The following is a 25,863-nucleotide window of genomic DNA, read 5'->3' as shown; positions in this document are numbered from 1 at the left end:
CCAAAAGCAAAAAATAAAGTTAATGACGCGAAAGTCATTTGCAAACACACGAGGTCGGCATATAATAAATTAACGGAAAGTCATTAATTTCCGAGCCGTAATAGTAGTGCCATCTACACTCCAGAGCAAGCTAAAGGAATACACCGTGGTCGCCTTTGAAAAACAGCGTCAGATTTCCCCCCTTCTTATTGCCGTGCTGGCCGCCGCCGCGCTGGCGGGCTGCTCCAAACCCGCCGAGAAAACCGAAGACATTCGCCCTGTGCGCGCCATGGTCCTGGCCAGCAGCGACGTCGACGTCAATGCCGAGTTTTCCGGCGAGGTGCGCGCCCGCGTGGAATCGCGGTTGGGCTTTCGCGTCGGCGGCAAGATCGTCAGCCGCAAGGTCGATGTCGGCACGCTGGTCAAGCACGGCCAGGTGTTGATGCAGCTCGATCCGCAGGACTTGCAGCTGTCGCAGGCCCAGGCGCTGGCCGGGCTGCGCGCGGCCGAAACCAACCGCGACCTCGCCAAGGCCGAGCTCAAACGTTATCAGGAACTGCGCAACAAGAACTTCGTCAGCCAGGCCGTGCTGGACGCCAAGGATTCCACCTACAAGGCCGCCCAAGCCAATGTGGACGCCACGCAGGCGGCTTATCGTGGGCAGTCCAACCAGGCGGCCTATGCCAGTTTAGTGTCCGATGTTGACGGTGTTGTGACGGCGGTGGATGCCGAAGTCGGCCAGGTGGTGCAGCCGGGCACGCCCGTGGTGCGCGTGGCCAAGCAGGGCGAGAAGGAAATCGTCATCGGCCTGCCGGAAGACAAGGTCGAGACCCTGCGCCGCGTTCCGGACGTGCAGGTGCGTCTGTGGGCCGATCCAGGCAACGTGGTGGCGGGCAAGATCCGCGAGATCTCGCCGGTGGCCGATCCATCGACCCGCACCTACACCGTCAAGGTGGTGATTCCGGACTCGCTGTCCGAAGCCAAGCTGGGCATGACTGCCGTGGTGCAGTTCGCCTCCAAGACGGCCAAGCCGCAGATCAAGGTGCCGCTGACGGCGCTGTACTATGAAAAATCCGCCTCGTCGGTCTGGGTGGTGGAGGGCGGCGTGGTCAAGCTGGTGCCGGTCACCATCGACGGCGCGGCCGGCAACGAGATCGTGCTGGCGGGCGGCGTCAAGCCGGGCCAGACGGTGGTGACGGCGGGTGTCAACCTGCTCAAGCCGGGCCAGAAGGTCAAGATCCTCGGTAACGATCTGCCTGCCGCCGCGCCTGCCGTTGCGCCTGCGGTCGCGGAGACCGTCAAATGAAGGGGGGCTTCAACCTTTCACGCTGGGCGCTTGAACACATCCCGCTGACGCGCTACCTGATCGCCGTGCTGCTGATAGGCGGCATGCTGAGCTATTCCAACCTGGGCCAGGACGAGGATCCGCCGTTCACCTTCCGCGCGATGGTGGTGCGGGCCAACTGGCCGGGCGCGACCTCGCTGCAGATGGCCGAGCAAGTCACCGACAAGCTGGAGAAGAAGCTGCAGGAGACGCCGGACATCGACGAGATCAGCAGCTACTCCAAGCCGGGCGAGACCACCATCATCCTCAAGCTGCGCGAATCGGCGCCGCCCAAGGAAGTGGCGCAGTCCTGGTACCAGGTGCGCAAGAAGATCGGCGACATCCGCGGCACCTTGCCGCCGGGCGTGCAGGGGCCGTTCTTCAACGATGAATTCGGCGACACCTACGGCTCGATCTTCGCGCTGTCCGGCGACGGCTTCACCTATGCCGAGATGAAGGACTATGCCGATTTCGTCCGCCAGCAGCTGCTGGGCGTGCCGCTGGTGTCCAAGGTCGAGCTGTTCGGCGTCCAGGACGAGAAGATCAACATCGAGTTCTCGCACAAGAAGTTCGCGCAGCTGGGCATTCCGATCGAGGCCATCGCCAACCAGATCGCCACCCAGAACACGGTGGAGGCGACCGGCGTGCTGGTCACGCCGACCGACAACCTGCAAGTGCGTGTGACCGGTGCGCTCAAGACCGTCAAGGACCTTGAGGAGCTGGAGCTGCGCGCCAACGGTACCACCTTCCGCCTGGGCGACTTCGCCACTGTCAAGCGCGAGTACCAGGACCCGCCGGGCAACAAGATGCGCTTCAACGGCAAGGAAGTGATCGGCCTGGGCGTGTCGATGGAAAAGGGCGGCAACATCATCCAGCTCGGCAAGAGCATGGAAAAGACCGTCGCCGCGATGAAAGCCAAGCTACCGGTCGGTATCGAGCTGGAGCGCGTGTCGGACCAGCCTGAGGCCGTCAAGGCTTCGGTGGGCGAGTTCGTGCACACGCTGATCGAAGCGGTGCTGATCGTGCTGGCCGTCAGCTTCGTCGCGCTGGGCATGCACAGCAAGCCCAAGCTGCGGCTGGACGTGCGTCCAGGCCTGGTGGTGGCGCTGACCATTCCGCTGGTGCTGTCGGTGACCTTCCTGTTCATGCGCATGCTCGACATCGACCTGCACAAGATCTCGCTGGGCGCGCTGATCATCGCGCTGGGCTTGCTGGTGGACGACGCCATCATCGCCGTGGAAATGATGGTGCGCAAAATGGAGGAGGGCATGTCGCGCTTAGACGCCGCCACCTTCGCCTACACCTCGACCGCGATTCCGATGCTGACCGGCACGCTGATCACGGTGGCGGGCTTCCTGCCGATCGGCCTGGCCAAGTCGGCGGCCGGCGAATACACCTTCTCGCTGTTCTCGGTCAACGCGCTGGCGTTGGTGATTTCGTGGGTGGTGGCCGTGGTGTTTACGCCTTACATCGGCTACGTGCTGCTAAAAGTGAAGCCGCACGCCGAGGGCGGCAGCGATCATGACCTGTTCGACACGCCGGGCTTCCGCAAGTTCCGCGCGGTGGTCAACTGGTGCGTCGAGTACCGCAAGACCACCATCGCGGCCACGCTGCTGATCTTCGCACTGGGCGTGTACGGCTTCAAGTTCATCGAGAAGCAGTTCTTCCCGGACTCCAGCCGTCCCGAGCTGATGGTCGAGCTGTGGACGCCGGAAGGCACGACCTTCGCCGCCAACGAGGCGCAGGTGAAGAAGTTCGAAGCCTTCATCCGCAAGCAGGAAGGCGTGGTCAGCGTGACCAGTTACGTCGGCACCGGCAGCCCGCGCTTCTACCTGCCGCTGGACCAGATCTTCCCGCAGACGAACGTGTCGCAGATCGTCGTGCTGCCGAAGGACCTGCATGCCCGTGGCGCCTTGCGCGACAAGATCGTCGACGTCTTCAAGCATGACTTCCCGGAAGTGCGCGGCCGCGTCAAGCTGCTGCCGAACGGGCCGCCGGTGCCGTATCCGGTGCAGTTCCGCGTGACCGGCGGCGAAGTGGAGAAGGTGCGCGCCATCGCCGACCAGGTGAAGGACATCATGCGCGCCAACCCGAACACGCTGGGCGTCAACGACAACTGGAATGAATCGATCAAGGTGCTGCGCCTCGACCTGGACCAGGACAAGATGCGCGCGCTGGGGGTGACCTCGCAAACCGTGATGCGGGCCGCGAACACCATCCTGTCCGGCACCACCATCGGCCAGTTCCGCGAGGACATCAAGCTGATCGACATCCAGATCCGCCAGCCTATCGAGGAGCGCAACACGATCTCGATCCTGAACGACACCAACATTCCGACCGCCAGCGGCAAGTCGGTGCCGATCAGCCAACTGGCCCGCGCGCACTTCGTGTGGGAGCCGGGCGTGGTGTGGCGGGAAGGGCGCGAATGGGCGATCACCGTGCAGTCCGACGTGGCCGATAACATCCAGGGCCCGACCGTGTCCGGCCAGATCGAGCCCAAGCTCAAGCAGCTGCGCGACAACCTGCCGGCCGGCTACGCCATCAGGGTCAAGGGCGCGGCGGCGGACAGCGGTTCGGCCGAGGCGTCGATCGCGGCCAATCTGCCGCTGGCGATCTTCATCATCTTCACGCTGCTGATGCTGCAGTTGCACAGCTTCTCGCGGGCGCTGCTGGTGTTCCTGACTGGCCCATTGGGCGTGGCGGGCGCGGCGATGGCCTTGCTGGTGCTGGGCCGCCCGCTGGGTTTCGTGGCCAACCTGGGCATCATCGCGCTGTTCGGCATGATCATCCGTAACTCGGTGATCCTGGTCGACCAGATCGAGCAGGACATCAAGGCCGGCCACGATCCGTGGACCGCGATCGTCGAGTCGGCGGTGCGGCGCTGCCGTCCGATCATCCTGACGGCCGCCGCGGCGGCGCTGGCGATGATTCCCTTGTCGCGCTCGGTGTTCTGGGGCCCGATGGCGGTGGCGATTATGGGTGGCCTGATATTGGCGACGGCGCTGACTTTATTATTCTTGCCGGCACTGTATGCGGCATGGTTTAGAGTGAAAAAGCCAGTGAAATAAGGAAAAAACAGCGGAATGTTGGCGACATATTAAAAATCGTCACATTTCGCTGAAAAACCCGTTAGAATACCGCGTTGAAGTTGAAAGCTCCTGCGGACTCCAGCGGGAATAGGGCGACCGTTTTCACTTACGGGTCGCCCTTTGCTTTTGTGCAAACATGCCGCGAGGATGGCGAAATTGGTAGACGCACCAGGTTTAGGTCCTGACGCCAGCAATGGTGTGGGGGTTCGAGTCCCCCTCCTCGCACCAACTGTATTACTATTTTTTTGGACGATTTTTACATGGCAACTGCAGTCGAAACCTTAGGCAAACTCGAACGTCGTATCACGATCTCCTTCCCGCTGACCGAGGTCCGCGCTGAAGTTGAGAAGCGTCTGAAAGTGCAAGCCAAATCGGCTAAGGCACCAGGCTTCCGTCCGGGTAAAGTTCCTATGAAAATGGTCGCGGCACAATACGGTTATCAGATCGAGACCGAAGTGCTGAACGATAAAGTTGGCCGCGCTTTCAACGACGCCGCCAACGCCGCCGAGCTGCGCGTAGCGGGCTACCCACGCATCGAGCCTAAGGAAGATTCGCCAGCGGGCGTCCTGACCTTCGACGCGACCTTCGAAATCTACCCGGAAGTGGTCGTTGGCGACCTGTCGACCGTGGAAATCGAAACCGTCAAGGCTGACGTGTCGGAAACCGAAATCGACAAAACCATTGAAATCCTGCGCAAACAGCGCGTGCACTTCCACACCAAGGGCGAAGCTGGCGAACACGGCGACGGCGGCGAAGCTGTCGCAGCCAACGGCGACCGCGTGACCGTGGACTTCGTCGGCTCGATCGACGGCGTTGAATTCCCAGGCGGCAAAGCTGAAGACTACGCTTTCGTGCTGGGCGAAGGCCGCATGCTGCCAGAATTCGAAGCCGCCACCGTCGGCCTGAAAGTCGGCGAAGCCAAGACCTTCCCACTGGCCTTCCCAGAGGACTACCATGGCAAGGACGTTGCCGGCAAAACCGCATCGTTCACCATCACCCTGAAGAAGCTGGAATGGGCGCACCTGCCGGAAGTCGACGCTGAATTCGCGAAATCGCTGGGCGTGGCCGATGGCGACGTCGCTAAAATGCGCGAAGACATCAAAGTCAACCTGGAACGCGAAGTTGCCGGCCGTGTCAAAGCCCGCAACAAGGAAGCCGTGATGGAAGCGCTGGTGAAAACCGCGACCCTGGACGTGCCACAAGCCCTGATCGCCCAAGACACCGAGCGCCTGGCCGAAATGACCCGTCAGGACATGGCCCAGCGCGGCATGAACGTCAAGGACATCCCGTTCCCACCAGAACTGTTTGCGGAAAAAGCCGAGCGTCGCGTACGCCTGGGCCTGATCCTGTCGCAACTGGTCGGCGAGAACAAGCTGCAAGCCCAGCCTGAGCAGGTCAAAGCGCAAGTCGAAGACTTCGCGCAGAGCTACGAAGACCCGCGCGAAGTGCTGAAGTACTACTACAGCGACCGTCGCCGCCTGGCTGAAGTCGAAGCCCTTGTATTGGAAGAAAACGTCGTTAACTACGTCCTGGGCCTGTCGAAAACGTCGTCCAAGGTTGTGGCCTTCGACGAACTGATGGGAAGCAACGCACAAGCGTAATCCAGCACGGGCCGGATGATGTAACGAATTGATGTAAAATTCGAGCTTCCGGCCTATAGCTGCTTCACAAGGAAATGGAATGACTGGTATGAACCGTAACCCGGCGCTGGACACTGAAATGCTCGGCCTGGTGCCGATGGTGGTCGAACAGAGCGGCCGCGGCGAGCGCTCCTATGATATCTACTCGCGCCTGCTGAAGGAGCGCGTGATCTTCATGGTCGGCCCCGTCAACGACCAGATGGCGAACCTGATCGTCGCCCAGTTGCTGTTCCTCGAAAGCGAAAATCCGGACAAGGATATCTCGCTGTACATCAACTCCCCAGGCGGTTCGGTCTCGGCCGGTCTGGCGATCTTCGATACGATGCAGTTCATCAAGCCCGACGTCTCGACGTTGTGCACCGGCATGGCCGCCTCCATGGGCGCCTTCCTGCTGGCTGCCGGCGCCAAGGGCAAGCGCTTCTCGCTGCCGAACTCGCGCATCATGATTCACCAGCCGTCCGGCGGCTCGCAGGGCATGGCTTCGGACATCGAAATCCAGGCCAAGGAAATCCTGTACCTGCGCCACCGTCTGAATTCGATCATGGCTGAACGCACGGGTCAAACCGTGGAGCAGATCGCCAAAGACACGGATCGTGACCGTTTCATGTCGGCGGAAGAGGCGGTAGAGTACGGTTTGATCGACAAAATGTTGTCCAACCGGGCTTGATGCTTCCTTCGCAGCATTGCTAAAAGAACGCCCGGGCGATTAATCGTTCGGGCGTTTCGTTTTTATTTCAGGTAGCATGTAGTCGTAGGCGGACCTTTCCAGACTTCACTTATGCTACCTGGCAAGAGCAACGCCATTCTGTAACCCAAAGAAAACTGCCCCATGTCAGACAAAAAATCCTCCAGCGGCGAAAAATTACTGTACTGCTCGTTTTGCGGCAAGAGCCAGCACGAGGTAAAGAAACTTATCGCCGGCCCATCGGTCTTCATCTGCGACGAGTGCATCGACTTGTGCAATGACATCATTCGCGATGAAACCTCGGCCATCGAGTCGGTCACGGGCGCCAAGTCGGACCTGCCGACCCCGCATGAAATCAAGGACTTGCTGGACCAGTACGTCATTGGCCAGCAAACGGCCAAGCGCATCCTGTCGGTGGCGGTGTACAACCACTACAAGCGCCTCAAGCACCTGGGCAAGAAAGACGACATCGAACTGGCCAAGAGCAACATCTTGCTGGTCGGTCCTACCGGCTCGGGCAAGACCCTGCTGGCCCAGACCCTGGCCCGCATGCTGAACGTGCCGTTCGTCATCGCCGACGCCACCACGCTGACCGAAGCGGGCTATGTGGGCGAGGACGTCGAGAATATCATTCAAAAACTGTTGCAAAGCTGCAACTACGATGTTGAGAAGGCGCAACGCGGCATCGTTTATATCGACGAGATCGACAAGATCTCGCGCAAGTCGGACAATCCATCGATCACCCGCGACGTGTCGGGCGAGGGCGTCCAGCAGGCGCTGCTCAAACTGATCGAAGGGACGATGGCGTCGGTGCCACCGCAAGGCGGCCGCAAGCATCCTAACCAGGACTTCGTGCAGATCGACACCACCAACATCATGTTCATTTGCGGCGGCGCGTTCGACGGCCTGGCCAAGGTGATTTCCAACCGTTCGGAAAAGTCCGGCATCGGTTTCTCGGCCAGCGTGAAGAGCAAGAAGGAACGCAGCGCCAGCGACGTGCTGCTGGAAGCGGAACCGGAAGACCTGATCAAGTTCGGCCTGATTCCCGAGCTGGTGGGCCGTCTGCCGGTGGTCGCCACGCTGTCGGAACTAACCGAGGAAGCGCTGATCCAAATCTTGGTCGAGCCGAAGAACGCACTGGTCAAACAGTACGCCAAGCTGCTGGACATGGAAGGCGCCGAGCTGGAAATCCGTCCGGCCGCACTGCACGCCATCGCCAAGAAGGCGCTGGCCCGCAAAACCGGCGCGCGCGGCCTGCGCTCGATCCTGGAACACGCGCTGCTCGATACGATGTACGAGCTGCCGAACGAAACCAATGTCACCAAAGTGGTCATTGATGAAAACACGATCACCAGCGGTGCCAAACCTTTATTGATCTACCAAGACCAGGCCAAAGCATCTGGTGAGAATTAAATAACTTGTGCACACTAACCCCACTCAGCAGCAAAATTCATTTCGCATCCGTGGGGCAAGGCGGTACAATTTAAATCAATAAAAGAATGCAGGCTTCATTCGGAAAGCCACACGTGACAGCAGCGTTTGTCACGCGTGGCTTTTTTATTTGACGCGTTTTTTTAGAACATGACTAGCTACTTTGAAATTAACCTTTTTTAAAGGGAATTATTTCTTGCAGGTCGGTCTTGTGATTCGGCAAAACAGCGCCCACATCATAATCACGCTTTCACATAAGGTACGCCATGACAACTTCCAAATTAACTGAGCAAACTCAACTGCCGTTATTGCCGCTGCGGGATGTTGTAGTTTTCCCGCATATGGTGATACCGCTGTTCGTAGGGCGCCCAAAATCGATCAAGGCGCTGGAAGCCGCTATGGAGCAGGGCAAGAGCATCATGCTTGCCGCGCAAAAAGCCGCTGCCAAGGACGAACCTTCTGCTTCCGATATCTACGAGATCGGCTGCGTGGCCAATATTCTGCAGATGCTGAAACTGCCCGACGGCACCGTCAAGGTGCTGGTCGAGGGGGCTCAGCGCGCACGCATCAACCGCATCACCGATGCGCCGACGCACTTCATCGCCGATCTGACGCCGCTCGATTCCGAGCTGGGCGACGATTCGGAGATCGAAGCGATGCGCCGCGCCATCGTTCAGCAGTTCGACCAGTACGTCAAACTGAACAAAAAGATCCCCCCTGAGATCCTCGCCTCGCTGTCGGGCATCGACGACGCCGGCCGTCTGGCCGACACGGTCGCCGCGCACCTGCCGCTGAAGCTCGAGCAGAAACAGGTGATCCTGGAAATCTTCAGCGTGGCCAAGCGCCTGGAGCACCTGCTGGGCCAGCTGGAAGGCGAACTCGACATTCTGCAGGTCGAGAAGCGCATCCGCGGCCGCGTCAAGCGCCAGATGGAAAAGTCGCAGCGCGAGTACTACCTGAACGAACAGGTCAAAGCCATCCAGAAGGAACTGGGCGAGGGCGAGGACGGCGCCGACCTGGACGAGCTGGAGAAAAAAGTCGCGCTGGCCAAGATGCCGAAAGAGGCGCTGGACAAGGCCACCGCCGAGCTGAAAAAACTCAAGCTGATGTCGCCGATGTCGGCCGAAGCCACCGTGGTGCGCAACTACATCGACACGCTGGTCAGCCTGCCTTGGAAGAAGAAATCCAAGGTCAACAACGACCTGTCGAACGCCGAGAAAGTGCTGGAAGGCGATCACTACGGCCTGGACAAGGTTAAAGAACGCATCCTGGAATACCTCGCGGTGCAACAACGCGTCGACAAGCTGAAGGCACCGATCCTGTGCTTCGTCGGTCCTCCGGGCGTCGGTAAAACCTCGCTGGGCCAGTCCATCGCCCGCGCCACGAACCGCAAGTTCGTGCGCATGGCGCTGGGCGGCGTGCGCGACGAGGCCGAGATCCGCGGCCACCGCCGTACCTACATCGGCTCGATGCCGGGCAAGGTGCTGCAATCGCTGGCCAAGGTCGGCGTGCGCAATCCGCTGTTCCTGCTGGACGAGATCGACAAGATGGGCGCGGACTTCCGCGGCGATCCGTCGTCGGCCCTGCTGGAGGTGCTGGACCCTGAACAGAACCACACGTTCTCCGACCACTACATCGAGGTGGACTTCGACCTGTCGGACGTGATGTTCGTGGCGACGTCGAACTCGTACAACATTCCGCCGGCGCTGCTGGACCGCATGGAAGTGATCCGCCTGTCCGGCTACACGGAAGACGAGAAGACCAGCATCGCCCAGCGCTACCTGCTGCCTAAACAGGTCAAGAACAACGGTCTGAAGGAAGAGGAAATCTCGGTGGCCGAGTCGGCGCTGCGCGACATCATCCGCTACTACACCCGTGAAGCCGGCGTGCGCTCGCTGGAACGCGAAGTGTCCAAGATCTGCCGCAAGGTCGTGAAGATGCTGCTGCTGAAAAAGACGGAGAAGAAAGTCGCCGTCACCAGCAAGAACCTGGACAAGTTCCTGGGTGTGCGCCGCTACGACTTCGGCGTGGCCGAGAAGGAAAACCAGATCGGCCAGGTCGTGGGTCTGGCATGGACCGAGGTGGGCGGCGATCTGCTGACCATCGAGGCGGTGCAGATGCCGGGCAAGGGCGGGGTGATCCGCACCGGCACGCTGGGCGACGTGATGAAGGAATCGATCGAGGCAGCCCGCACCGTGGTGCGCAGCCGCGCCAATCGCCTGGGCATCAAGAACGAAGTGTTTGAGAAGAGCGACATCCACATCCACGTGCCGGAAGGTGCGACGCCGAAAGACGGTCCTTCGGCCGGCGCGGCGATGACGGTGGCGATGGTGTCGGTATTCACGGGCATTCCGGTCCGTGCCGACGTGGCGATGACGGGCGAGATCACGCTGCGCGGCGAAGTATTGCCGATCGGCGGCCTGAAAGAGAAGCTGCTGGCAGCGCAGCGCGGCGGCATCAAGACCGTGCTGATCCCTGAACAGAACGTCAAGGACCTGGCCGACATCCCGGACAATGTCAAAAACAAACTGGAAATCGTGCCAGTGCGTTGGATCGACAAAGTGCTGGAAATCGCCCTGGAACGCATGCCGGAAGCATTGACCGAGACCGCCCCGGTGGAAGCCGTGGCAGCCGCGGCCGCCAAGGTGGACGGCCAAACGGAAGTGGTAAAACATTAACTTTTACTAGAGTTTAGTAACGGTGTATGCACAAACAGGCGCTTTTATAGCGCCTGTTTGTTATTTCACCCCGATTTTCTATGGTGCAGCGCTTGACACAGGGGCGGGCTGGCTTGTTTAATACGGCCTGAGATTTTTCTCGGCCTGGAGAACGGTATTCAAATACCGCTATCTACCGGCTAAAACGATATAACCTTTGTGACGGGGAATTGCTTTGAATAAGACTGAATTGATCGACCATATTGCTACTACCGCTGATATCTCGAAAGCGGCTGCTGCACGCGCACTCGACGCGGTGATCGACGGTGTAACCACCACCCTGCAAAAGAACGACAGCGTCACCCTGGTCGGCTTTGGCACCTTCTCCGTGAGCGAACGCGCTGCCCGTACCGGCCGCAATCCGCGCACCAAAGAAGAGATCATCATCGACGCAGCTAAAGTTCCTAAATTTAAAGCTGGTAAAGCTTTGAAAGATGCTGTAAACTAACGGACTTCAGTGAGCAGCAAGCAGTAAAGTTGCTCACAAAACGCAAAACGGGCGGTTAGCTCAGTTGGTAGAGCGGAGCCCTTACAAGGCTTAGGTCGGGAGTTCGAGCCTCTCACCGCCCACCAGTTTTGCAGCAGCAAGGTAGTACCCAGTGTTTTGTTGGAGCGGTAGTTCAGTTGGTTAGAATACCGGCCTGTCACGCCGGGGGTCGCGGGTTCGAGTCCCGTCCGCTCCGCCAACAAAATGCTAAATTGAGTAAGACCAAGGAGCGGTAGTTCAGTTGGTTAGAATACCGGCCTGTCACGCCGGGGGTCGCGGGTTCGAGTCCCGTCCGCTCCGCCAAGAACAAGATACCCCGCAGCTATTATTAGCTGCGGGGTTTTTCTTTTTCCGCCGTATTAAATTGGGGTCAAGTCTGACATTCGGACACGAGCACGACCGTATATATGCTTTACGGTTGAGCCTGTGTCCGAATGTCAGACTTGACCCCATTTTGTTTTTGGTTGGGCTCGTGTCCGAATGCCAGACTTGACCCCATTTATTTTTAATAGGCATGTGCGCGGACATTATCGCGCTGGGAAACTAATATTTTCTGACGGCATCGTCCGGCCGGGCGCGCCTGGGTCTGCTGCGCCGCACCACGCGTGCGCTGGTGGCCATTTTGTTGTCCGGCCCGGCGGCGTGACTGTTTTGCCAAGGATTTACTCTTGCTATAGAGGGGGGCTCTCTGTAAAATCCCGCAACCGGAATCTTGTATGTGCAAGTTCCACTCAATCCGAATTGGCAGACCATGTTTGAATTTATTCGTACCCATCAACGTTTGATGCAGATACTCCTGGCGATTATTATCGTCCCGTCGTTCGCCTTCGTTGGTATCGGCAGTTACAAGAGCTTCGGCGATGACGCCAATACGATCGCCAAAATCGACGGCAAACCGCTGACCCAGCAAGAGTTCGATAACGCGGTCCGCACTCAGTTGGACAGCTATCGCCAGCGCCTGGGCGCGCAGTTCGACCAGAAAATGTTCGACACTCCCGAATTCAAGCAGAACATCCTTGATCAGCTGGTGGCCGAGCGTGCCGTGGCTGCCGAGGTGAATCATGCGCATCTGAGCGTCAGCGACGCCCAGTTGCAAAAAGTCATCAAGGAACAGTTTGGCGGCGAGGGCGCGTTCGATATGGAACGCTACAAGACCATCCTGGCCGCGCAGGGCATGACGCCGACCATGTTTGATCAGCGCATGCGCCGCGACATGACCCTGCAGCAGTTGGGCAACGCGATCCAGTCGACCGGCTTCGCGCCGCGCGCCGTGGCCAAGACCCTGTCCGACATCGGCGCGCAGGAGCGCGAGGTGCAGGAACTGCTGCTGCCGGTCGCTGATTTCGTGCCGCAGGTGAAAATCACCGACGACATGGTCAAGGCTTACTACGATAAGAACAGCAAGTTCTTCGAAGTGCCGGAACAGGCCAAGATCGAATACGTGGTCTTCAACAGCGACGCCGTCATGAGCCAGATCTCCGTGACCGACGCTGACGTGGCCGCGTACTATGCCGCCAACCAGCCCGCTTTCAGCACCCCGGAAACCCGTCGCGCCGCACACATCCAGGTCGCACTGAAGAAGGGCGCCAGCGCCGCCGAGGTGGCCGCCGCCAAGGCCAAGGCCGATGCCATCGTTGCCGAGCTGCGCAAGAATCCGGGCGATTTCGCCAATGTCGCCAAGGCCAAGTCGGACGATCCTGTGTCGGGCGAGCAGGGCGGCGATCTGGGCATCGTCAGCAAGGGTTCGTTGCCGGCCGCATCGGTCGAAGCCGCTGTCATGAAACTCAAGCAGGGCGAGATCAGCGATCCGGTGCAGTCGGACTTCGGCTTCCACATCCTGACCGTGACCGAGCTCAAGCCGGCCGTCGTCAAGCCGCTGGACGCCGTCAAGACCGAAGTGGCCGAGGCGCTGAAAAAGCAGAAGGCCGCCAAGAAGTATTCGGAAATGGCTGAAGCCTTCACCAACACCGTCTACGAGCAGTCGGACAGCCTGAAGCCGGTCGCCGACAAGCTGGGCCTGAAGATCGAAACCGCCGCCAACGTCTCGCGTACGCCGTCGCCGATGGCTGGCCCGGCACCGTACAACAACGCCAAGTTCCTGGCCGCGCTGTTCTCCAATGAGTCGATCAGCAGCAAGCGCAATACCGAAGCCGTCGAAACCGCCCCGAGCACCCTGATCGCCGGCCGCATCGTCGAGTTCAAGCCTGCGACCAAGCGTCCGCTGGCGGAAGTCGACGCCGCCATCCGCCAGCGCGTGACGATGGAAGAGGCCGCCAAGTTGGCCGCCAAGGCCGGCGCTGAGAAACTGGCTTCGTTCAAGAAATCCGGTGACGCTACAGGCTTTGGCGCCGCCAAGCTGGTGTCGCGTTCCAAGCCGGAAGGCGTGAACGGCCTGGCGATGCAGGAAATCATGAAGGCCGATACCACCAAGCTGCCGGCCTACGTTGGCGTGGACGTGCCTGGCATGGGTTATGGCCTTTACCGTATTGGCAAGGTGCAGCAGCCTGCGGCGCAGGACGAAGCCCGCCGCAAATCCGAAGCCGAGCAGATCAACAACATCGTGGCCCAGCAAGAGATGTACGACTACATCGAACTGTTGAAACAAAAGGCCAAGGTCAAGATCCTGAAGCCCATCGCAAAAACCACAGTTGTAGAAGTGAAGTAAGTCGATTTTCCGGGAAGCGCACCGCGCTTCCCGGCTCAGCAGTTCCCGCCGTTGCAGCGCGCCCTCGCCACCTCCCAGCCTTTCCCTTCAGCTTCAATATTGCAAGTTAATTGTTTAATTTGAATAATTAATTGACACTTAAATTGAGCAGGTGTAACGTCAAATAGCGCACTAACTCATCAGGCGCGTTCGGTTTCCACTTTTTTTCTCGGGGAAATTATGAAACTAAAATCGCTCTTAATCGGGACTGTTATGGCGGCCACCTCGATCACCAGTTATGCCGCCGGCGACAGTCAAAGCATTCCTGTTGTGTTAAATGGCAGTCCGGCCGCTGGCTACAGCGCGCACTTCGGGGCCGATCACTCTGTGGTTGGTGCCTTCACCGATGTATTCACCTTCAGTCCCGCCGTGGGCCCCAGCCTGTTGAATGCCTGGGTGCAAACCATGAACCTGGGTGGCAATCATGATATCGATTTCTACTCCGCTGACCTGAATGGCAACGCCCTGACGTTCACGCCGACCGGTGTCTTCGAGTCTGGCTGGCTCAATCCGACCTGGGTCTCAGGCCCCCTGGTGTTGACCGTGTATGGCATCTCCAACAGTGTTTCCGCCAGCTATTCCGGCACGCTGAATATCGATCCGGTGCCTGAACCTGAAACCTACATCATGATGCTGGGCGGCCTGGGTATCCTGTCGTACATCGGACGCCGCCGCAAAAAAAGTTGACCGCTTTTGAGTAGATGAACCCTTAGCACAAAAAGAAACCCCGAGGACCGGAAGCCGGTCCTCGGGGTTTGATGTTTTAGCGGGACAGGGTCAGACCGGCATGGCTGTCAGGCGCGCGGCGGCCGCCTGGAAGGCGGCGCTGCCGATGTCTTCCAGCTCCAGCGGGAAGGCCTGGCCGTACTTGACGAAATTGCGGTCGATCGAGCGCAAATAGGCGGGGTCGTAGTGATCGGCCAGCAGCTCCTCCACCAGGGCCGACATCGCGCCGTTCACCGCCATGGCTTGCCAGCGCCCGATCTTCTCGCGCCCGTGCAGCGCCGTCAGGAACTCCAGCTGCTCGTTGAGCGAGGCCGGACTGTCGGTGAAATGCGCGTAGTCCTCCATCAGCAGGCGCACGCGATTGGCGCGCGACAGCGTCAGCGCGACGCAGTCGGAGGCGCGCATGGCGTCCATCAGCGCCGCCGGCACGCGCAGGTTGCCGACCTTCTTGCTCTCCGATTCCACAAACACCGGCAGCGCGGGGTCGAAGCGGCGCAGCGTATTCCAGATCGCGGTCTCGAAAGCCTTCTGGCTGGGCTGCGGTTGGCTTGGCAGGTTGCCCAGCACCGAGCCGCGATGGGCGGCCAGCTGCTCGAGGTCCAGCACTTGCGCTCCGCTCGCGTGCAACACCTCCAGCAAGCGGCTCTTGCCGCTGCCGGTGGTGCCGCAGATGACCTTGAACTTCAACCCCGGCGGCTGTTCCAGCGCCGCGTTGACATGGGCACGGAAAGCCTTGTAGCCACCGTCCAGCTGCGCCACCGGCCAGCCTATCTTGGCCAGGATGTGCGCCATCGAGCCGCTGCGGTTGCCGCCGCGCCAGCAGTAGATCAGGGGCCGCCATTCGCGCGGCTTGTCCAGCCACAGCGCCTCGATGTGGGCGGCGATATTCTTCGCCACCAGCGCGGCGCCGACCTTCTTGGCCTCGAACGAGTTGACCTGCTTGTACATCGTGCCGACCTGGATGCGCTGGGCGTCGTCCAGCACCGGCGCGTTGATGGCGCCGGGCAGGTGGTCGAGCGCGTATTCGGCGGGGCTGCGGACGTCGATGATGGCATCGAATTTGTCCAGTTGCTGGAGCGCGTCGTCGAATACTAGGATTTCTGGATACTTCATTTTGCCTTGATGCTTTTCTGTAGGACGGGCCAGATGTTGGCCAGGATGGTCGGATGGGCTTCGGCCAGCGGGTGCAGGCGGTCCGGCTGGAACAGCTGCGGCTTGTCGGCGATCCCGTCGAGCATGAACGGCACCAGCGGCGCCTTGATCTCCTTGCTCAGGGTGCCGTACATGGCGAAGAATTTGTCGGCGTAATCGCGCCCGTAGTTGGGCGGCATGCGCATGCCGATCAACATGACCTTGGCGTCGGCCTTGGCGGCGGCATCGGCCATCGCACGCAGATTGGTCTCGGCGGCGGCCACCGGCAGGCCGCGCAGGCCGTCGTTGGCGCCCAGTTCGATCACCACCAGCGCCGGCTTGTACTTCGCCAGCAGCGCCGGCAAGCGCGTGCGGCCGCCGCTGGTGGTTTCGCCGCTGACGCTGGCGTTGACCACGTTGGCCTCGATCTTCTGGCTCTTGAGTTTTTGTTCGGCCAGCGCCACCCAGCCGGCGCCGCGCGCCAGGCCATATTCGGCGGAAAGGCTATCGCCGAGCACCAGCACGGTTTTTGGTGCAGAATAGGCGCTCGCCATGGCCGATGCCAGCAGCAGCGCGGCCAAGGCCCGGCCACTCAGTTTTCTTGATAAACCGTATAAAACATTTAATACATTCAGCATGCCTGATTTCCCTAAAGCGTCTTCCCATTTCATGCCGGACGGACCGGGCCTGGCGTCCAGCGCCGCCGCTGTGCCGCTTGCCGGCGCGCAGCCGGCCATCGCCGTCAGCGGCCTGGCCAAGCGCGTGGCCGACGCCAGCGGCGAACTGACGATCCTGCACGAGGTGGATTTTACCGTGCAAAAAGCCGAGACGCTCGCCATTGTAGGCGCTTCCGGCTCGGGCAAGTCGACTTTGCTGGGGCTGCTGGCCGGCCTGGACACGCCCAGCGCGGGCCGCGTGCTGCTCGACGGTGTCGATATCTACGCGCTGGACGAGGATGGCCGCGCGGCGCTGCGCAAGGAAAAGCTGGGTTTCGTGTTCCAGTCGTTCCAGCTGCTGGCGCACCTGACGGCGCTGGAGAACGTCATGCTGCCGCTGGAGCTGCGCGGCGCCACGCATGCGCGCGAGAAGGCGGAGAGCATGCTGGAGCGGGTGGGGCTGGCCAGCCGCCTGAAGCACTATCCCAAGTACCTGTCCGGCGGCGAGCAGCAGCGCGTGGCGCTGGCGCGGGCCTTCGTCACCGAGCCACCGCTGCTGTTCGCCGACGAGCCGACCGGCAGTCTGGATGCGGCCACCGGCGAGGCGGTCATCAAACTGATGTTCGAACTGAATCGCCAGCATGGCTCGACGCTGGTGCTGGTCACGCACGACCAGGCGATGGCGGCGCGCTGCGCCCGCACCATTACCATCGCGGCGGGGCGGCTGGTTTGACCGGCTAGCGGCCGTGGTGCTGGACCATGCGGTTCAGCGCGACGCGGATCGCCGGTATCAGTTCGCCGGCGGTCAGGCCGATCGGTCCCGTGCCTTCGGTGACCAGCACGTCGGCCGCCATGCCGTGCAGCCAGACGCCGGCCAACGCGGCCTCCCACAGCGGCCAGCCTTGCGCCAGCAGGCCGCCGCACAAGCCAGACAAGACGTCGCCGGTGCCGGCCGTGGCCAGCGCTGGATTGCCGGTGGTGTTGATGACGGCATCCCCATTCGGCGCCGCGATCACGGTGCCGGAGCCCTTGACCACCACATGGGCATTCAAGCTGGCCGCCAGCTTGCGGGCGGCGCCGATGCGGTCGGCCTGCACGTCGGCGATGGTGGAGCCCAGCAGCCGTGCCGCCTCCAGTGGATGCGGCGTCAAAATGCTGGAGGCCGGGCGCCGCGCCAGCGCGGTTTGCAGCGCGGGATTGGCGGCCAGCAGATTAAGCGCGTCGGCGTCGGCCAGCAGCGCGCTGCCGCTGGCGATGGCGCGCTCCAGCAGTTCGGCAGCGTGGCTCGATGCGCCCAGGCCGGGGCCTATCACCAGCGTGGCGGCGCCCAGGTCGAAATCGTCGGCGAGGCGGCACATCAGCTCCGGCTGGCCGCTGTCGCAGGGCAGCGGGTCTTCGACGAACAGCGCGTAGACGCGGCCCGCGCCGCTGTTGAGCGCAGTGCGCGCAGCCAGCAGTGGCGCGCCGCCCATGCCGCGCGCGCCGCCGATCACCGCCACGCTGCCGTAGCTGCCCTTGTGCGTGTTGTGGCGCCGTGCGCGCAGATGGCGCGAGAAGAACTTGACGTCGTTCAGGTGCAGCCGCGCCGGCGCGAAATGGCTGGCGTCGATGTCGAGGCGCGAGACGTCCACCAGGCCCGCGTAATCGCGCCCATCGCAGGTGTGCAGGCCGGGCTTGTTGCCGATGAAGGTGATGGTGTGGGTGGCGTGGATCGCCACGCCGTCCGGGCCGACGATGGCGCCGGTATCGGCATCGAGGCCGCTCGGCAGGTCCAGCGCCAGCACCGAGCATTTGAGGGTGTTGACCGCTTCCGCCAGGTCGCGCAGCGCGCCGGCCAGCGGGCGTTGCAGGCCGATGCCGAACAGGCCGTCCACCACCAGCGTCCACTCGGTGCCGGCCACCATCGCCAGATCCAGGTCGGCAAAGCGGGCGTCGCTGGTCTGTGCGCGCCGCATGGCGGCCGCGCGCTCGTCGGATGGCGCCGATTGCGGCGGGAAGTGCAGGATCGTCACCTGTGCGCCGGCGTAGGCCAGGTGGGCCGCTGTCTCCAGCGCGTCGCCGCCGTTGTTGCCGGGGCCCGCCAGGATCAGGACCTTGGCCTTGGAGGTCGAGAAGGGCAGCAGATCCAGCGCGGCATTGGCGCCGGCCTGGCCGGCCCGCTGCATCAGTACGCCGTCGGGCAGCGCGGCGGCTGCGGCGTGTTCGATGGCGCGTATCTCCGCGCTGGAGTAAAGTGGATTCATGGTGTGATTTTAGCATCCAAATTATGTTGTAAGGCCGCTATCCCACGCGCGGCCGAGACACTACAATACACGCTTCAGTTATCGTAGCGAGGCTTGCATGGATTGGCAGTTCTGGATAGACCGGGGGGGTACGTTTACCGACATCGTGGCGCGTCCGCCCGATGGGCGCCTGCGTACGCTCAAGCTGCTGTCCGAGAACCCCGAGCAGTACGCCGATGCGGCCATTGCCGGCATCCGCCAGCTGATGGGTGTCGCCAAGGGCAAGCCGATTCCTGTGGCGCAGATCGGCGCCGTCAAGATGGGCACCACTGTCGCCACCAACGCGCTGTTGGAGCGTAAGGGGGAGCCCACCGCGCTGGCCATCACGCGCGGCTTCCGCGACGCGCTGCGCATCGCTTACCAGAACCGTCCGCGCCTGTTCGACCGCCGCATCCTGCTGCCCGAGCTGCTGTACAGCCATGTGATCGAAATCGACGAGCGCATGGGCGCGCATGGCGAGACCGTCGCCGCGCTTGACATGGAGACCGCGCGCGCCGGCCTGGCCGCGGCCTACGACATGGGCCTGCGTTCGCTGGCCATCGTCTTCATGCACGGCTACCGTTATCACGCGCACGAGGTCAAGGTGGCGGAGATGGCGCGGCTGATGGGGTTCACGCAGGTCTCGGTCTCGCACGAGGTCAGCCCGATGATGAAGCTGGTCGCGCGCGGCGATACCACCGTGGTGGATGCCTATCTGTCGCCCATTCTGCGGCGCTACGTCGACCAGGTGGCGAAGGAAATGCCCGGTGTGAACCTGCAGTTCATGCAGTCCAGCGGCGGCCTGACCGACGCGCGCGCCTTCCAGGGCAAGGACAGCATCCTGAGCGGCCCTGCGGGCGGCATCGTCGGCATGGTCCGCGCCAGCAAGCTGGCCGGCTTCGACAAGGTGATCGGCTTCGACATGGGCGGCACTTCCACCGACGTCTCGCATTTCTCCGGCGAGTTTGAGCGCGTGTTCGAGACCCAGGTGGCCGGCGTGCGCATGCGCGCGCCGATGATGAGCATCCATACGGTGGCGGCGGGCGGCGGCTCGATCCTGCATTTCGACGGCAGCCGCTATCGCGTGGGGCCGGATAGCGCGGGCGCCAATCCGGGGCCGGCCAGCTACCGGCGCGGCGGCCCGCTGGCCGTCACCGACTGCAATGTCATGCTCGGGAAGATCCAGCCCAGCCATTTTCCGCAGCTGTTCGGGGCGGAGGGCCGGCAGGCGCTCGACGCGCAGACCGTGCGTACCCGCTTCGCCGGGCTGGCGGAGCGCATCCAGGCCGCCACCGGCAAGGAGACCACGCCGGAGCAGGTGGCCGAGGGCTTTATCGAAATCGCGGTCGGCAATATGGCCAACGCGATCAAGCAGATCTCCGTGCAGCGCGGCCATGACGTCACCGAGTACGCGCTGACCAGCTTTGGCGGCGCTGGTGGGCAGCATGCCTGCCTGGTGGCCGACGCGTTGGGCATGAAGACAGTGTTCGTGCATTCGCTGGCGGGCGTGATGTCGGCCTACGGCATGGGCCTGGCCGACCAGACCGCGATGCGCGAGGCCGCGGTGGAAGCGCGCCTGGGCGCCGATTCGGTGGAAGACCTGGACGCGCGCCTGCATGCGCTGGCCCGCCATGCGCGCGCCGACCTGCATCACCAGGGCGTGGACGACCAGCGCATCGTGCTGATACGCCGCGTACATTTGCGTTACGAAGGCACGGATTCGGCGCTGATCGTCCTGTTCGATACCGTCGACAGCATGAAGGCGCAGTTCGAGGCGGCCTACCGCAAGCGCTATTCCTTCCTGATGCCGTCCAAGGCGCTGATCGTGGAGGCGGTGTCGGTGGAGGCGGTCGGCAAGTCCGATGCGCCGTCCGAGAGCGTGGAGCCGGCGCCACGCCGCGTGTCCGGCCTGATGCCGCATGCGGTGGTGCCGATGTACACCGGTGGCAAATGGCGCCAGACCAATCTGTACCAGCGCGGCGCCACGCGCATCGGCGATATCGTCAAGGGCCCGGCCATCATCGCCGAGGCGAATGCGACCACCATCGTCGAAGCGGGATGGCAGGCGGAGGTGACGCTGCATGACCATCTGGTGCTCAAGCGCGTGGCGGCGCTGCCGGAGCGCCGCGCCATTGGCACCAGCGCCGATCCGGTGATGCTGGAGATCTTCAACAACCTGTTCATGTCGATCGCCGAGCAAATGGGGCTGCGCCTGCAGAACACCGCCTACTCGGTCAACATCAAGGAGCGGCTGGACTTCAGCTGCGCCATCTTCGACGCCGACGGGAACCTGATCGCCAACGCGCCGCACATGCCGGTGCATCTGGGGTCGATGGGCGAGAGCATCAAGACCGTGATGCGCGAGAACGCCGGCCGCATGCACGCCGGCGACGTCTTCATGCTCAACGATCCGTACAACGGCGGCACCCATCTGCCGGATGTGACGGTGATCTCGCCAGTGTTCGACGAGGCGGGCCGGGATATCCTGTTCTACGTCGGCTCGCGTGGCCACCATGCGGACATCGGCGGCACCACGCCTGGTTCGATGCCGCCGGATTCGCGCGTGATCGAGGAAGAGGGCGTGTTAATCAATAACTTCAAGCTGGTGGACGGCGCCGCCGGTGGCCAGCTGCGCGAGGCCGAGACGCGCGCCATGCTGGCAGGCGCGCGCTGCCCGGCGCGCAATCCCGACCAGAACATGGCCGACCTGCGGGCGCAGGCGGCGGCCAACCAGAAGGGCGTGGACGAGCTGCGCAAGATGGTGGCCCACTTCGGCCTGGATGTGGTGCAGGCCTACATGGGCCACGTGCAGGACAACGCCGAGGAATCGGTGCGGCGCGTAATTAGCGCCTTGAAGGACGGTAGCTACACGCTGCAACTGGATAACGGCGCGCAGATACAGGTGACGGTGCGCGTCGATCACGCCAGCCGCAGCGCGGAGATCGATTTCACCGGCACCTCGCCGCAGTTGGAGAACAACTTCAACGCGCCGTCGGCGGTGTGCATGGCGGCCGTGCTGTACGTGTTTCGCACGCTGGTGGATGACGAGATTCCGCTGAACGCGGGCTGTCTGAAACCGCTGAAGGTGCTGATACCGCAAGGCTCCATGCTCAACCCGCACTATCCGGCGTCGGTGGTGTCGGGCAATGTAGAGACCTCCACCTGCATCACCAACGCGCTGTACGGGGCGCTGGGCGTGATGGCTGCGGCGCAGGGGACGATGAACAACTTCACTTTCGGGAACGCCCGCTACCAGTACTACGAGACCATCAGCGGCGGCTCCGGCGCGGGCCCCGGCTTCGACGGCACCAGCGTCGTGCAGACCAATATGACCAATTCGCGCCTGACCGACCCCGAGATCCTGGAGTTCCGCTTCCCTGTGCGCCTCGAAAGTTACGCCATCCGCGAAGGCAGCGGCGGCGCGGGCCAGTGGCATGGCGGGAACGGTGGCGTGCGCAAAGTGCGCTTCCTTGAAGCGATGACCGCCGCCATCCTGTCGAACAACCGCATCCACGCGCCGTTCGGCATGGCTGGCGGTGAGCCGGGTGCGCTGGGACGCAATACCGTGGTGCGGGCCGATGGCCGCGTCGAGGAGCTGGCCCACATCGGCAAGACCGACATGCAGCCCGGCGATCTGTTCGTGATCGAAACGCCGGGTGGTGGCGGCTACGGCTTTAGCAAGGATAAGCAATGACACAACTGCAGGCGGGTGATTATTTGTTGCGACCCTTCGTCCCTGCGGACGCGCCAGCGTTCGCGGCCGCCATTCGCGAGTCGATGTCCAGCGTCGGCAAATGGATGCCTTGGGCGCACGCCGGGTACACGGAGGAGGAGGCGTTGTCGTGGTTCGCGTTTTGCGACGCCAGCCGCGCCGAGGGCAGTGCGCATGAATTCGGGATATTTCAGCTGGACGGCGTTACGCTGGTTGGCGGCGGCGGCTTGAACAAGCTGAATACCCACAACTGTTTCTGTAATCTTGGCTACTGGGTGAGGGAATCCGCGCAGCGGCAGGGCGCCGCGGTCGCCGCGGCAATCGCGCTGGCCCGCTACGCCTTCCTGCACCTGAACCAGGTGCGGGTAGAGATTGTCGTCGCCGACGGCAATGAGCCCAGCGCCGCAGTGGCGCGCAAGGCTGGCGCCACGCATGAATGCCTGGCGCGAAACCGGCTGGTGCTGCGCGACGGGCCCGTGGCGGCACATGTGTTTTCATTGGTCCCCGACTAAGTCCGTCAACGCATGTTGACAAGTCCTGGCTTGTCAACTAAAGTTGACGCATGACCGATCTCCTTCACCTCAAGATTCCCACCGCGCCAAGCGAAGCCTTGGCGGCGGTGCTGGCGCTGCGCGAGCTCGCGGACCAGGTAGAGCGCAAAGCCGTGCGCAAGGCGCTGGAGGACGGCTGGACCTGGGCCCAGATAGCGGAGGCGCTCGGCGTCTCCAGGCAGGCCGCCCATAAAAAGCACGCGGCGAGTCTGGCGCGCGGCTGAAGCCATCAGGAGGAAAGCACGATGTTCGCGAAGCTCAAACAGCGCTGGCACGACCTGCGCACCATTGCCAATTTATCGAACAATGCCGAGCGCTGGGCCTTGAAAGCGGGCCAGCAGCACCCTGGCGCGGAGCATTACGCGTTGGCCGCGCTGGACCTGGCCGACGGCTCGGCGCGGCGTGTGTTCCAGCGCGTCGGCGCCGATCCGCAGGCGTATCGCGCGGCACTGGAGAAGCGGCACGCTGCGGCGCTGTCCTCGCTGGGCCTGGAGGTCGATGCGGACGACATGGCGCCGCCGCCAGCGACGGCCGGCAAACTGTTCGACGCCCAACCGTCCGGCCAGGCGCTGATGCAAAAGCTGCGCGACGCGCAACGCCGGCTGCCTGCCGCGTTGTGCGGGGCGCATATCCTGCTCGTGGTGGCGGGCATGCGGCAAAGCGCCGCAGGCCGCGCCTTTGGCGCCATCAACGTCGATCTGCAGGCACTGGGCCGCGCGGCGGAAGAGGAGCTGCGCACCATGGCCGCCTGACGGCCCGCCATCCAATACCATCGGCATCAAAAAACGGTACCGGCGATTCCCGGCTTGTCCAGTACAGGGCGGGGAGCGTAAAGTTTTGATTCGATGAACAGATGGAAGGGAGAACCCGGTGCGTACGCTACTCAAGCTCCTGCGCGGGCGCAGGTCGGCGAATGGCGCGATCCTGTCGGCCTTCCTGCTGTGCGCCCTGTACTTCGTGACCTGGTACCTGATTTCCCACCTGTCGAACTTCCCCGGTTCGCTGATGCAGTAACTAAGCCGTCGTCGCGATACCGTACTTGCGCTGGGTGTGCGAATATTGCAACTGCAGCGCCTCCAGCGAAGGATGGGTCGGATCGATCTTGCGCATGCGCTCCAGCAGATAGGCGCATTGCTCGGCCAGCGGCACTTCCCAACCCAGATCGTCCAGCTGCTTGAGTATCGCCGATGTCGCGGCCGGCAGCAGCGACATATTGGCAGGTGCCTTGCGCAGCGCCGCGTTCAGCGTATCGACCGCAGCCCGCAGGTCGCCCTGGCCGCGCTGTTCGGAGGCGTGTGCAATCAGCTCGTCCACCTGGAGCTTGATCTGTTCTCCCATGCCGGCGGCCAGGTCGTGGCGGCCGGCTTTTTCAAATACCTGCACCGCGTCGTCCATCGACACGCCGCTCTCGGTATCGTTCATCAGGTTCAGCATCAGGTCGGAGGCCTGCTGGTCCAGCTTCACATTCAGGCAGCTGTGTACCAGGCCGATTTTGAGGCCGGTCGACAGGCCCCGGCTGGCCCCGACGGCGTTGACGGCGGTGGCCAGTTCCGCCGCAGCGCCGCTGATATTGCCGGTCATTTCCTGCAGCAGTCCGGCCGCGATGGCGCGGCAGGCCTCGACGTTGGCGCTGCCGCGCAACGAGCGTTCCATGTCGCGTATCACACCGCTGGCCTGATGGGCGTCGCCTTTCTTGACCAGCGTCTTCACCAGCTTGACGTGGTCCTCGGGGTCGCGGAACTCGGAGTACTTTGCCTTGGCCACGACCTGTTTGAACGCCTTCTCGGCGACGCCAACGTCGCCCGTCTCGAACGCCACTTCGCCCAGGTGGCGCAGCCGGCGCACCATGTTGGGCGAGATCGCCACCGCGTCTTCCAGTATCTTCTTTGCCGCTTCCTGCTGGCCCAGCGCCTCGTGGGTGCGCGCCAGCAGATCGTAGGCCGCCATGAACTTGGGATTGTGGACCAGCAGTTCCTGCAAGGTCTCCTGCGCCTCGACGTACTTTTGCTGGCCGAACTGGCAACGCGCCATGCCCAGGTGCGCCCAGGCGATCGGGCGGTTCATCAGGATGACCTGGTACACCACTTCGGCATCGGCCAGTTCGTCCAGCGACACCAGCAGCTCGGCGCGCAGGCGCGCAAAGTCGATCGCGTAACGGGGATTCTTTTCCTCGGCGATGCCGCATTCGCCGATGGCTTTGCGGACGCTGCCCAGTTCAACCAGCTGGTGGACGGGCAGGAACACGTCGCGCCGCTCGACCGCCTTGCGCAGCCGCTGCAGCAGCGCGTCCACGGTGAAGGGCTTGAGCACGTAGTCGGTCGGCGTCAGCTCGGCCGCCCCGATCACTTTGCTGTACACACCCTCGGAGGTGAGCATGATGAAGATGGTCGACGGCGCGATCAGCTTGTGGTGGCGCAGGTCTTCCAGCAGCTGCTGGCCGTCCTGGCCATTGTTTTCGCCGCTGCCGTTGCCCAGGTCGTACTCGCACAGCACAATGTCGAACGGTTTCTTGGCCAGCTGGCGGATGGCCGTGCCGGAGCTGACCGCGTAATCGATCTTGGTGATGCCGGATTGGTTCAACATGTTGTGCAGGCTGCCGCGCATCCCGGGATTCGGGTCGACGATCAGCACCGACAATTCACTATATTCCGCCATGTTACGCATTCAAGCTAAAGTTAAATCTAGCATACTCCATGGCAAGTCGAAATGTTATGAAAAACCGGCAATAAGAGCGGGGCTGTGGATTAATCCAGCCTCAAATTGCCAAAAA

General features: G+C 62.3%; 19 protein-coding genes and 4 tRNA genes. 19 read left to right on the top strand and 4 right to left on the bottom strand.

The genetic code is table 11. The features are described 5' to 3' along the window. Positions 1–106 precede the first annotated feature (106 nt). From GTP90_RS06515 to GTP90_RS06455, 13 genes are all read left to right on the top strand, one after another. Positions 107–1,285, top strand: coding sequence for an efflux RND transporter periplasmic adaptor subunit (locus GTP90_RS06515; protein ID WP_161082722.1), 1,179 nt, complete (start codon positions 107–109; stop codon positions 1,283–1,285). After that, positions 1,282–4,371, top strand: a complete 3,090-nt coding sequence (locus GTP90_RS06510) for an efflux RND transporter permease subunit (RefSeq protein WP_161082721.1) — start codon at positions 1,282–1,284, stop codon at positions 4,369–4,371. The genes GTP90_RS06515 and GTP90_RS06510 overlap by 4 nt, the downstream gene beginning before the upstream one ends. A 162-nt stretch (positions 4,372–4,533) precedes the next feature. Next, positions 4,534–4,620: transfer RNA gene (locus GTP90_RS06505), tRNA-Leu, on the top strand. 32 nt (positions 4,621–4,652) lie between these two features. Beyond that, the gene (gene tig, locus GTP90_RS06500; protein WP_161082761.1) at positions 4,653–5,993 is read left to right on the top strand and encodes a trigger factor; all 1,341 of its coding nucleotides are present in this window, start codon (positions 4,653–4,655) and stop codon (positions 5,991–5,993) included. A gap of 88 nt (positions 5,994–6,081) precedes the next feature. Beyond that, positions 6,082–6,699 carry an ATP-dependent Clp endopeptidase proteolytic subunit ClpP gene (clpP, locus tag GTP90_RS06495; protein WP_020703301.1) on the top strand — a complete coding sequence of 206 codons (618 nt, stop codon included), beginning with the start codon at positions 6,082–6,084 and terminating at the stop codon, positions 6,697–6,699. Between the two features lie 162 nt (positions 6,700–6,861). After that, positions 6,862–8,130: an ATP-dependent Clp protease ATP-binding subunit ClpX gene (clpX, locus tag GTP90_RS06490; protein WP_008448338.1), complete on the top strand. Its 1,269-nt coding sequence runs from the start codon at positions 6,862–6,864 to the stop codon at positions 8,128–8,130. Between the two features lie 284 nt (positions 8,131–8,414). After that, positions 8,415–10,826 carry an endopeptidase La gene (gene lon, locus GTP90_RS06485; protein ID WP_161082720.1) on the top strand — a complete coding sequence of 804 codons (2,412 nt, stop codon included), beginning with the start codon at positions 8,415–8,417 and terminating at the stop codon, positions 10,824–10,826. Positions 10,827–11,040: 214 nt separating this feature from the next. Then, entirely contained in the window at positions 11,041–11,313 is a 273-nt protein-coding gene (locus tag GTP90_RS06480) for an HU family DNA-binding protein (protein ID WP_008448340.1), read from the top strand. 49 nt (positions 11,314–11,362) lie between these two features. Continuing rightward, positions 11,363–11,438 (top strand) — tRNA-Val (locus GTP90_RS06475). A 36-nt stretch (positions 11,439–11,474) separates the two neighbouring features. After that, a tRNA-Asp gene (locus tag GTP90_RS06470) sits at positions 11,475–11,551 on the top strand. A 27-nt stretch (positions 11,552–11,578) separates the two neighbouring features. Continuing rightward, positions 11,579–11,655: transfer RNA gene (locus GTP90_RS06465), tRNA-Asp, on the top strand. 448 nt (positions 11,656–12,103) lie between these two features. Continuing rightward, the gene (locus GTP90_RS06460; RefSeq protein WP_161082719.1) at positions 12,104–14,017 is read left to right on the top strand and encodes a SurA N-terminal domain-containing protein; all 1,914 of its coding nucleotides are present in this window, start codon (positions 12,104–12,106) and stop codon (positions 14,015–14,017) included. 219 nt (positions 14,018–14,236) lie between these two features. Beyond that, positions 14,237–14,743, top strand: a complete 507-nt coding sequence (locus GTP90_RS06455) for an FxDxF family PEP-CTERM protein (RefSeq protein ID WP_161082718.1) — start codon at positions 14,237–14,239, stop codon at positions 14,741–14,743. A 90-nt stretch (positions 14,744–14,833) separates the two neighbouring features. On the opposite strand, the gene mnmH is transcribed toward GTP90_RS06455, so the two are convergent. Further along, a complete protein-coding gene (gene mnmH / locus GTP90_RS06450; protein ID WP_161082717.1) occupies positions 14,834–15,895 on the bottom strand; it encodes a tRNA 2-selenouridine(34) synthase MnmH in 1,062 nt (353 codons plus the stop codon). Then, a complete protein-coding gene (locus GTP90_RS06445; RefSeq protein WP_161082716.1) occupies positions 15,892–16,551 on the bottom strand; it encodes an arylesterase in 660 nt (219 codons plus the stop codon). The genes mnmH and GTP90_RS06445 overlap by 4 nt, the downstream gene beginning before the upstream one ends. A gap of 31 nt (positions 16,552–16,582) precedes the next feature. Between GTP90_RS06445 and GTP90_RS06440 the strand changes: the two genes are divergently transcribed. Next, positions 16,583–17,302: an ABC transporter ATP-binding protein gene (locus GTP90_RS06440; RefSeq protein WP_161082715.1), complete on the top strand. Its 720-nt coding sequence runs from the start codon at positions 16,583–16,585 to the stop codon at positions 17,300–17,302. Positions 17,303–17,306: 4 nt separating this feature from the next. On the opposite strand, the gene GTP90_RS06435 is transcribed toward GTP90_RS06440, so the two are convergent. Further along, the gene (locus GTP90_RS06435) at positions 17,307–18,812 is read right to left on the bottom strand and encodes an NAD(P)H-hydrate dehydratase (protein ID WP_161082714.1); all 1,506 of its coding nucleotides are present in this window, start codon (positions 18,810–18,812) and stop codon (positions 17,307–17,309) included. A gap of 97 nt (positions 18,813–18,909) precedes the next feature. Between GTP90_RS06435 and GTP90_RS06430 the strand changes: the two genes are divergently transcribed. The 5 genes from GTP90_RS06430 (at position 18,910) to GTP90_RS36370 (ending at position 24,107) form a co-directional block, all read left to right on the top strand. Beyond that, positions 18,910–22,524 carry a hydantoinase B/oxoprolinase family protein gene (locus GTP90_RS06430; RefSeq protein WP_161082713.1) on the top strand — a complete coding sequence of 1,205 codons (3,615 nt, stop codon included), beginning with the start codon at positions 18,910–18,912 and terminating at the stop codon, positions 22,522–22,524. Next, entirely contained in the window at positions 22,521–23,054 is a 534-nt protein-coding gene (locus GTP90_RS06425) for a GNAT family N-acetyltransferase (protein WP_161082712.1), read from the top strand. The genes GTP90_RS06430 and GTP90_RS06425 overlap by 4 nt, the downstream gene beginning before the upstream one ends. 50 nt (positions 23,055–23,104) lie before the next feature. Beyond that, positions 23,105–23,317, top strand: a complete 213-nt coding sequence (locus tag GTP90_RS06420; protein WP_161082711.1) for a helix-turn-helix domain-containing protein — start codon at positions 23,105–23,107, stop codon at positions 23,315–23,317. Positions 23,318–23,338: 21 nt separating this feature from the next. Further along, entirely contained in the window at positions 23,339–23,845 is a 507-nt protein-coding gene (locus GTP90_RS06415; RefSeq protein WP_161082710.1) for a Clp protease N-terminal domain-containing protein, read from the top strand. 118 nt (positions 23,846–23,963) lie between these two features. After that, entirely contained in the window at positions 23,964–24,107 is a 144-nt protein-coding gene (locus GTP90_RS36370; protein WP_175047992.1) for a hypothetical protein, read from the top strand. Here the strand turns inward: GTP90_RS36370 and GTP90_RS06410 are convergent, their stop codons facing one another. Continuing rightward, positions 24,108–25,748: a response regulator gene (locus GTP90_RS06410; protein ID WP_161082709.1), complete on the bottom strand. Its 1,641-nt coding sequence runs from the start codon at positions 25,746–25,748 to the stop codon at positions 24,108–24,110. Positions 25,749–25,863 lie beyond the last annotated feature (115 nt).

Source organism: Duganella vulcania, assembly GCF_009857655.1.
Lineage (GTDB): Bacteria > Pseudomonadota > Gammaproteobacteria > Burkholderiales > Burkholderiaceae_D > Rugamonas > Rugamonas vulcania.
Note: the sequence above shows the minus strand (reverse complement) of the source record. Positions and strands in the feature narration are given on the sequence as shown.

Bases quoted from the DNA above. Each gene is read 5' to 3' on its own strand.
- GTP90_RS06415 (WP_161082710.1), top strand. From the start codon at position 23,339: ATGTTCGCGAAGCTCAAACAGCGCTGGCACGACCTGCGCACCATTGCC.
- GTP90_RS06510 (WP_161082721.1), top strand. From the start codon at position 1,282: ATGAAGGGGGGCTTCAACCTTTCACGCTGGGCGCTTGAACACATCCCG.
- tig (WP_161082761.1), top strand. From the start codon at position 4,653: ATGGCAACTGCAGTCGAAACCTTAGGCAAACTCGAACGTCGTATCACG.
- GTP90_RS06430 (WP_161082713.1), top strand. From the start codon at position 18,910: ATGGATTGGCAGTTCTGGATAGACCGGGGGGGTACGTTTACCGACATC.
- GTP90_RS06440 (WP_161082715.1), top strand. From the start codon at position 16,583: ATGCCGGACGGACCGGGCCTGGCGTCCAGCGCCGCCGCTGTGCCGCTT.
- clpP (WP_020703301.1), top strand. From the start codon at position 6,082: ATGAACCGTAACCCGGCGCTGGACACTGAAATGCTCGGCCTGGTGCCG.
- GTP90_RS06460 (WP_161082719.1), top strand. From the start codon at position 12,104: ATGTTTGAATTTATTCGTACCCATCAACGTTTGATGCAGATACTCCTG.
- GTP90_RS06455 (WP_161082718.1), top strand. From the start codon at position 14,237: ATGAAACTAAAATCGCTCTTAATCGGGACTGTTATGGCGGCCACCTCG.
- clpX (WP_008448338.1), top strand. From the start codon at position 6,862: ATGTCAGACAAAAAATCCTCCAGCGGCGAAAAATTACTGTACTGCTCG.
- GTP90_RS06425 (WP_161082712.1), top strand. From the start codon at position 22,521: ATGACACAACTGCAGGCGGGTGATTATTTGTTGCGACCCTTCGTCCCT.
- GTP90_RS06420 (WP_161082711.1), top strand. From the start codon at position 23,105: ATGACCGATCTCCTTCACCTCAAGATTCCCACCGCGCCAAGCGAAGCC.
- lon (WP_161082720.1), top strand. From the start codon at position 8,415: ATGACAACTTCCAAATTAACTGAGCAAACTCAACTGCCGTTATTGCCG.
- mnmH (WP_161082717.1), bottom strand. From the start codon at position 15,895: ATGAAGTATCCAGAAATCCTAGTATTCGACGACGCGCTCCAGCAACTG.
- GTP90_RS06410 (WP_161082709.1), bottom strand. From the start codon at position 25,748: ATGGCGGAATATAGTGAATTGTCGGTGCTGATCGTCGACCCGAATCCC.
- GTP90_RS06445 (WP_161082716.1), bottom strand. From the start codon at position 16,551: ATGCTGAATGTATTAAATGTTTTATACGGTTTATCAAGAAAACTGAGT.
- GTP90_RS06435 (WP_161082714.1), bottom strand. From the start codon at position 18,812: ATGAATCCACTTTACTCCAGCGCGGAGATACGCGCCATCGAACACGCC.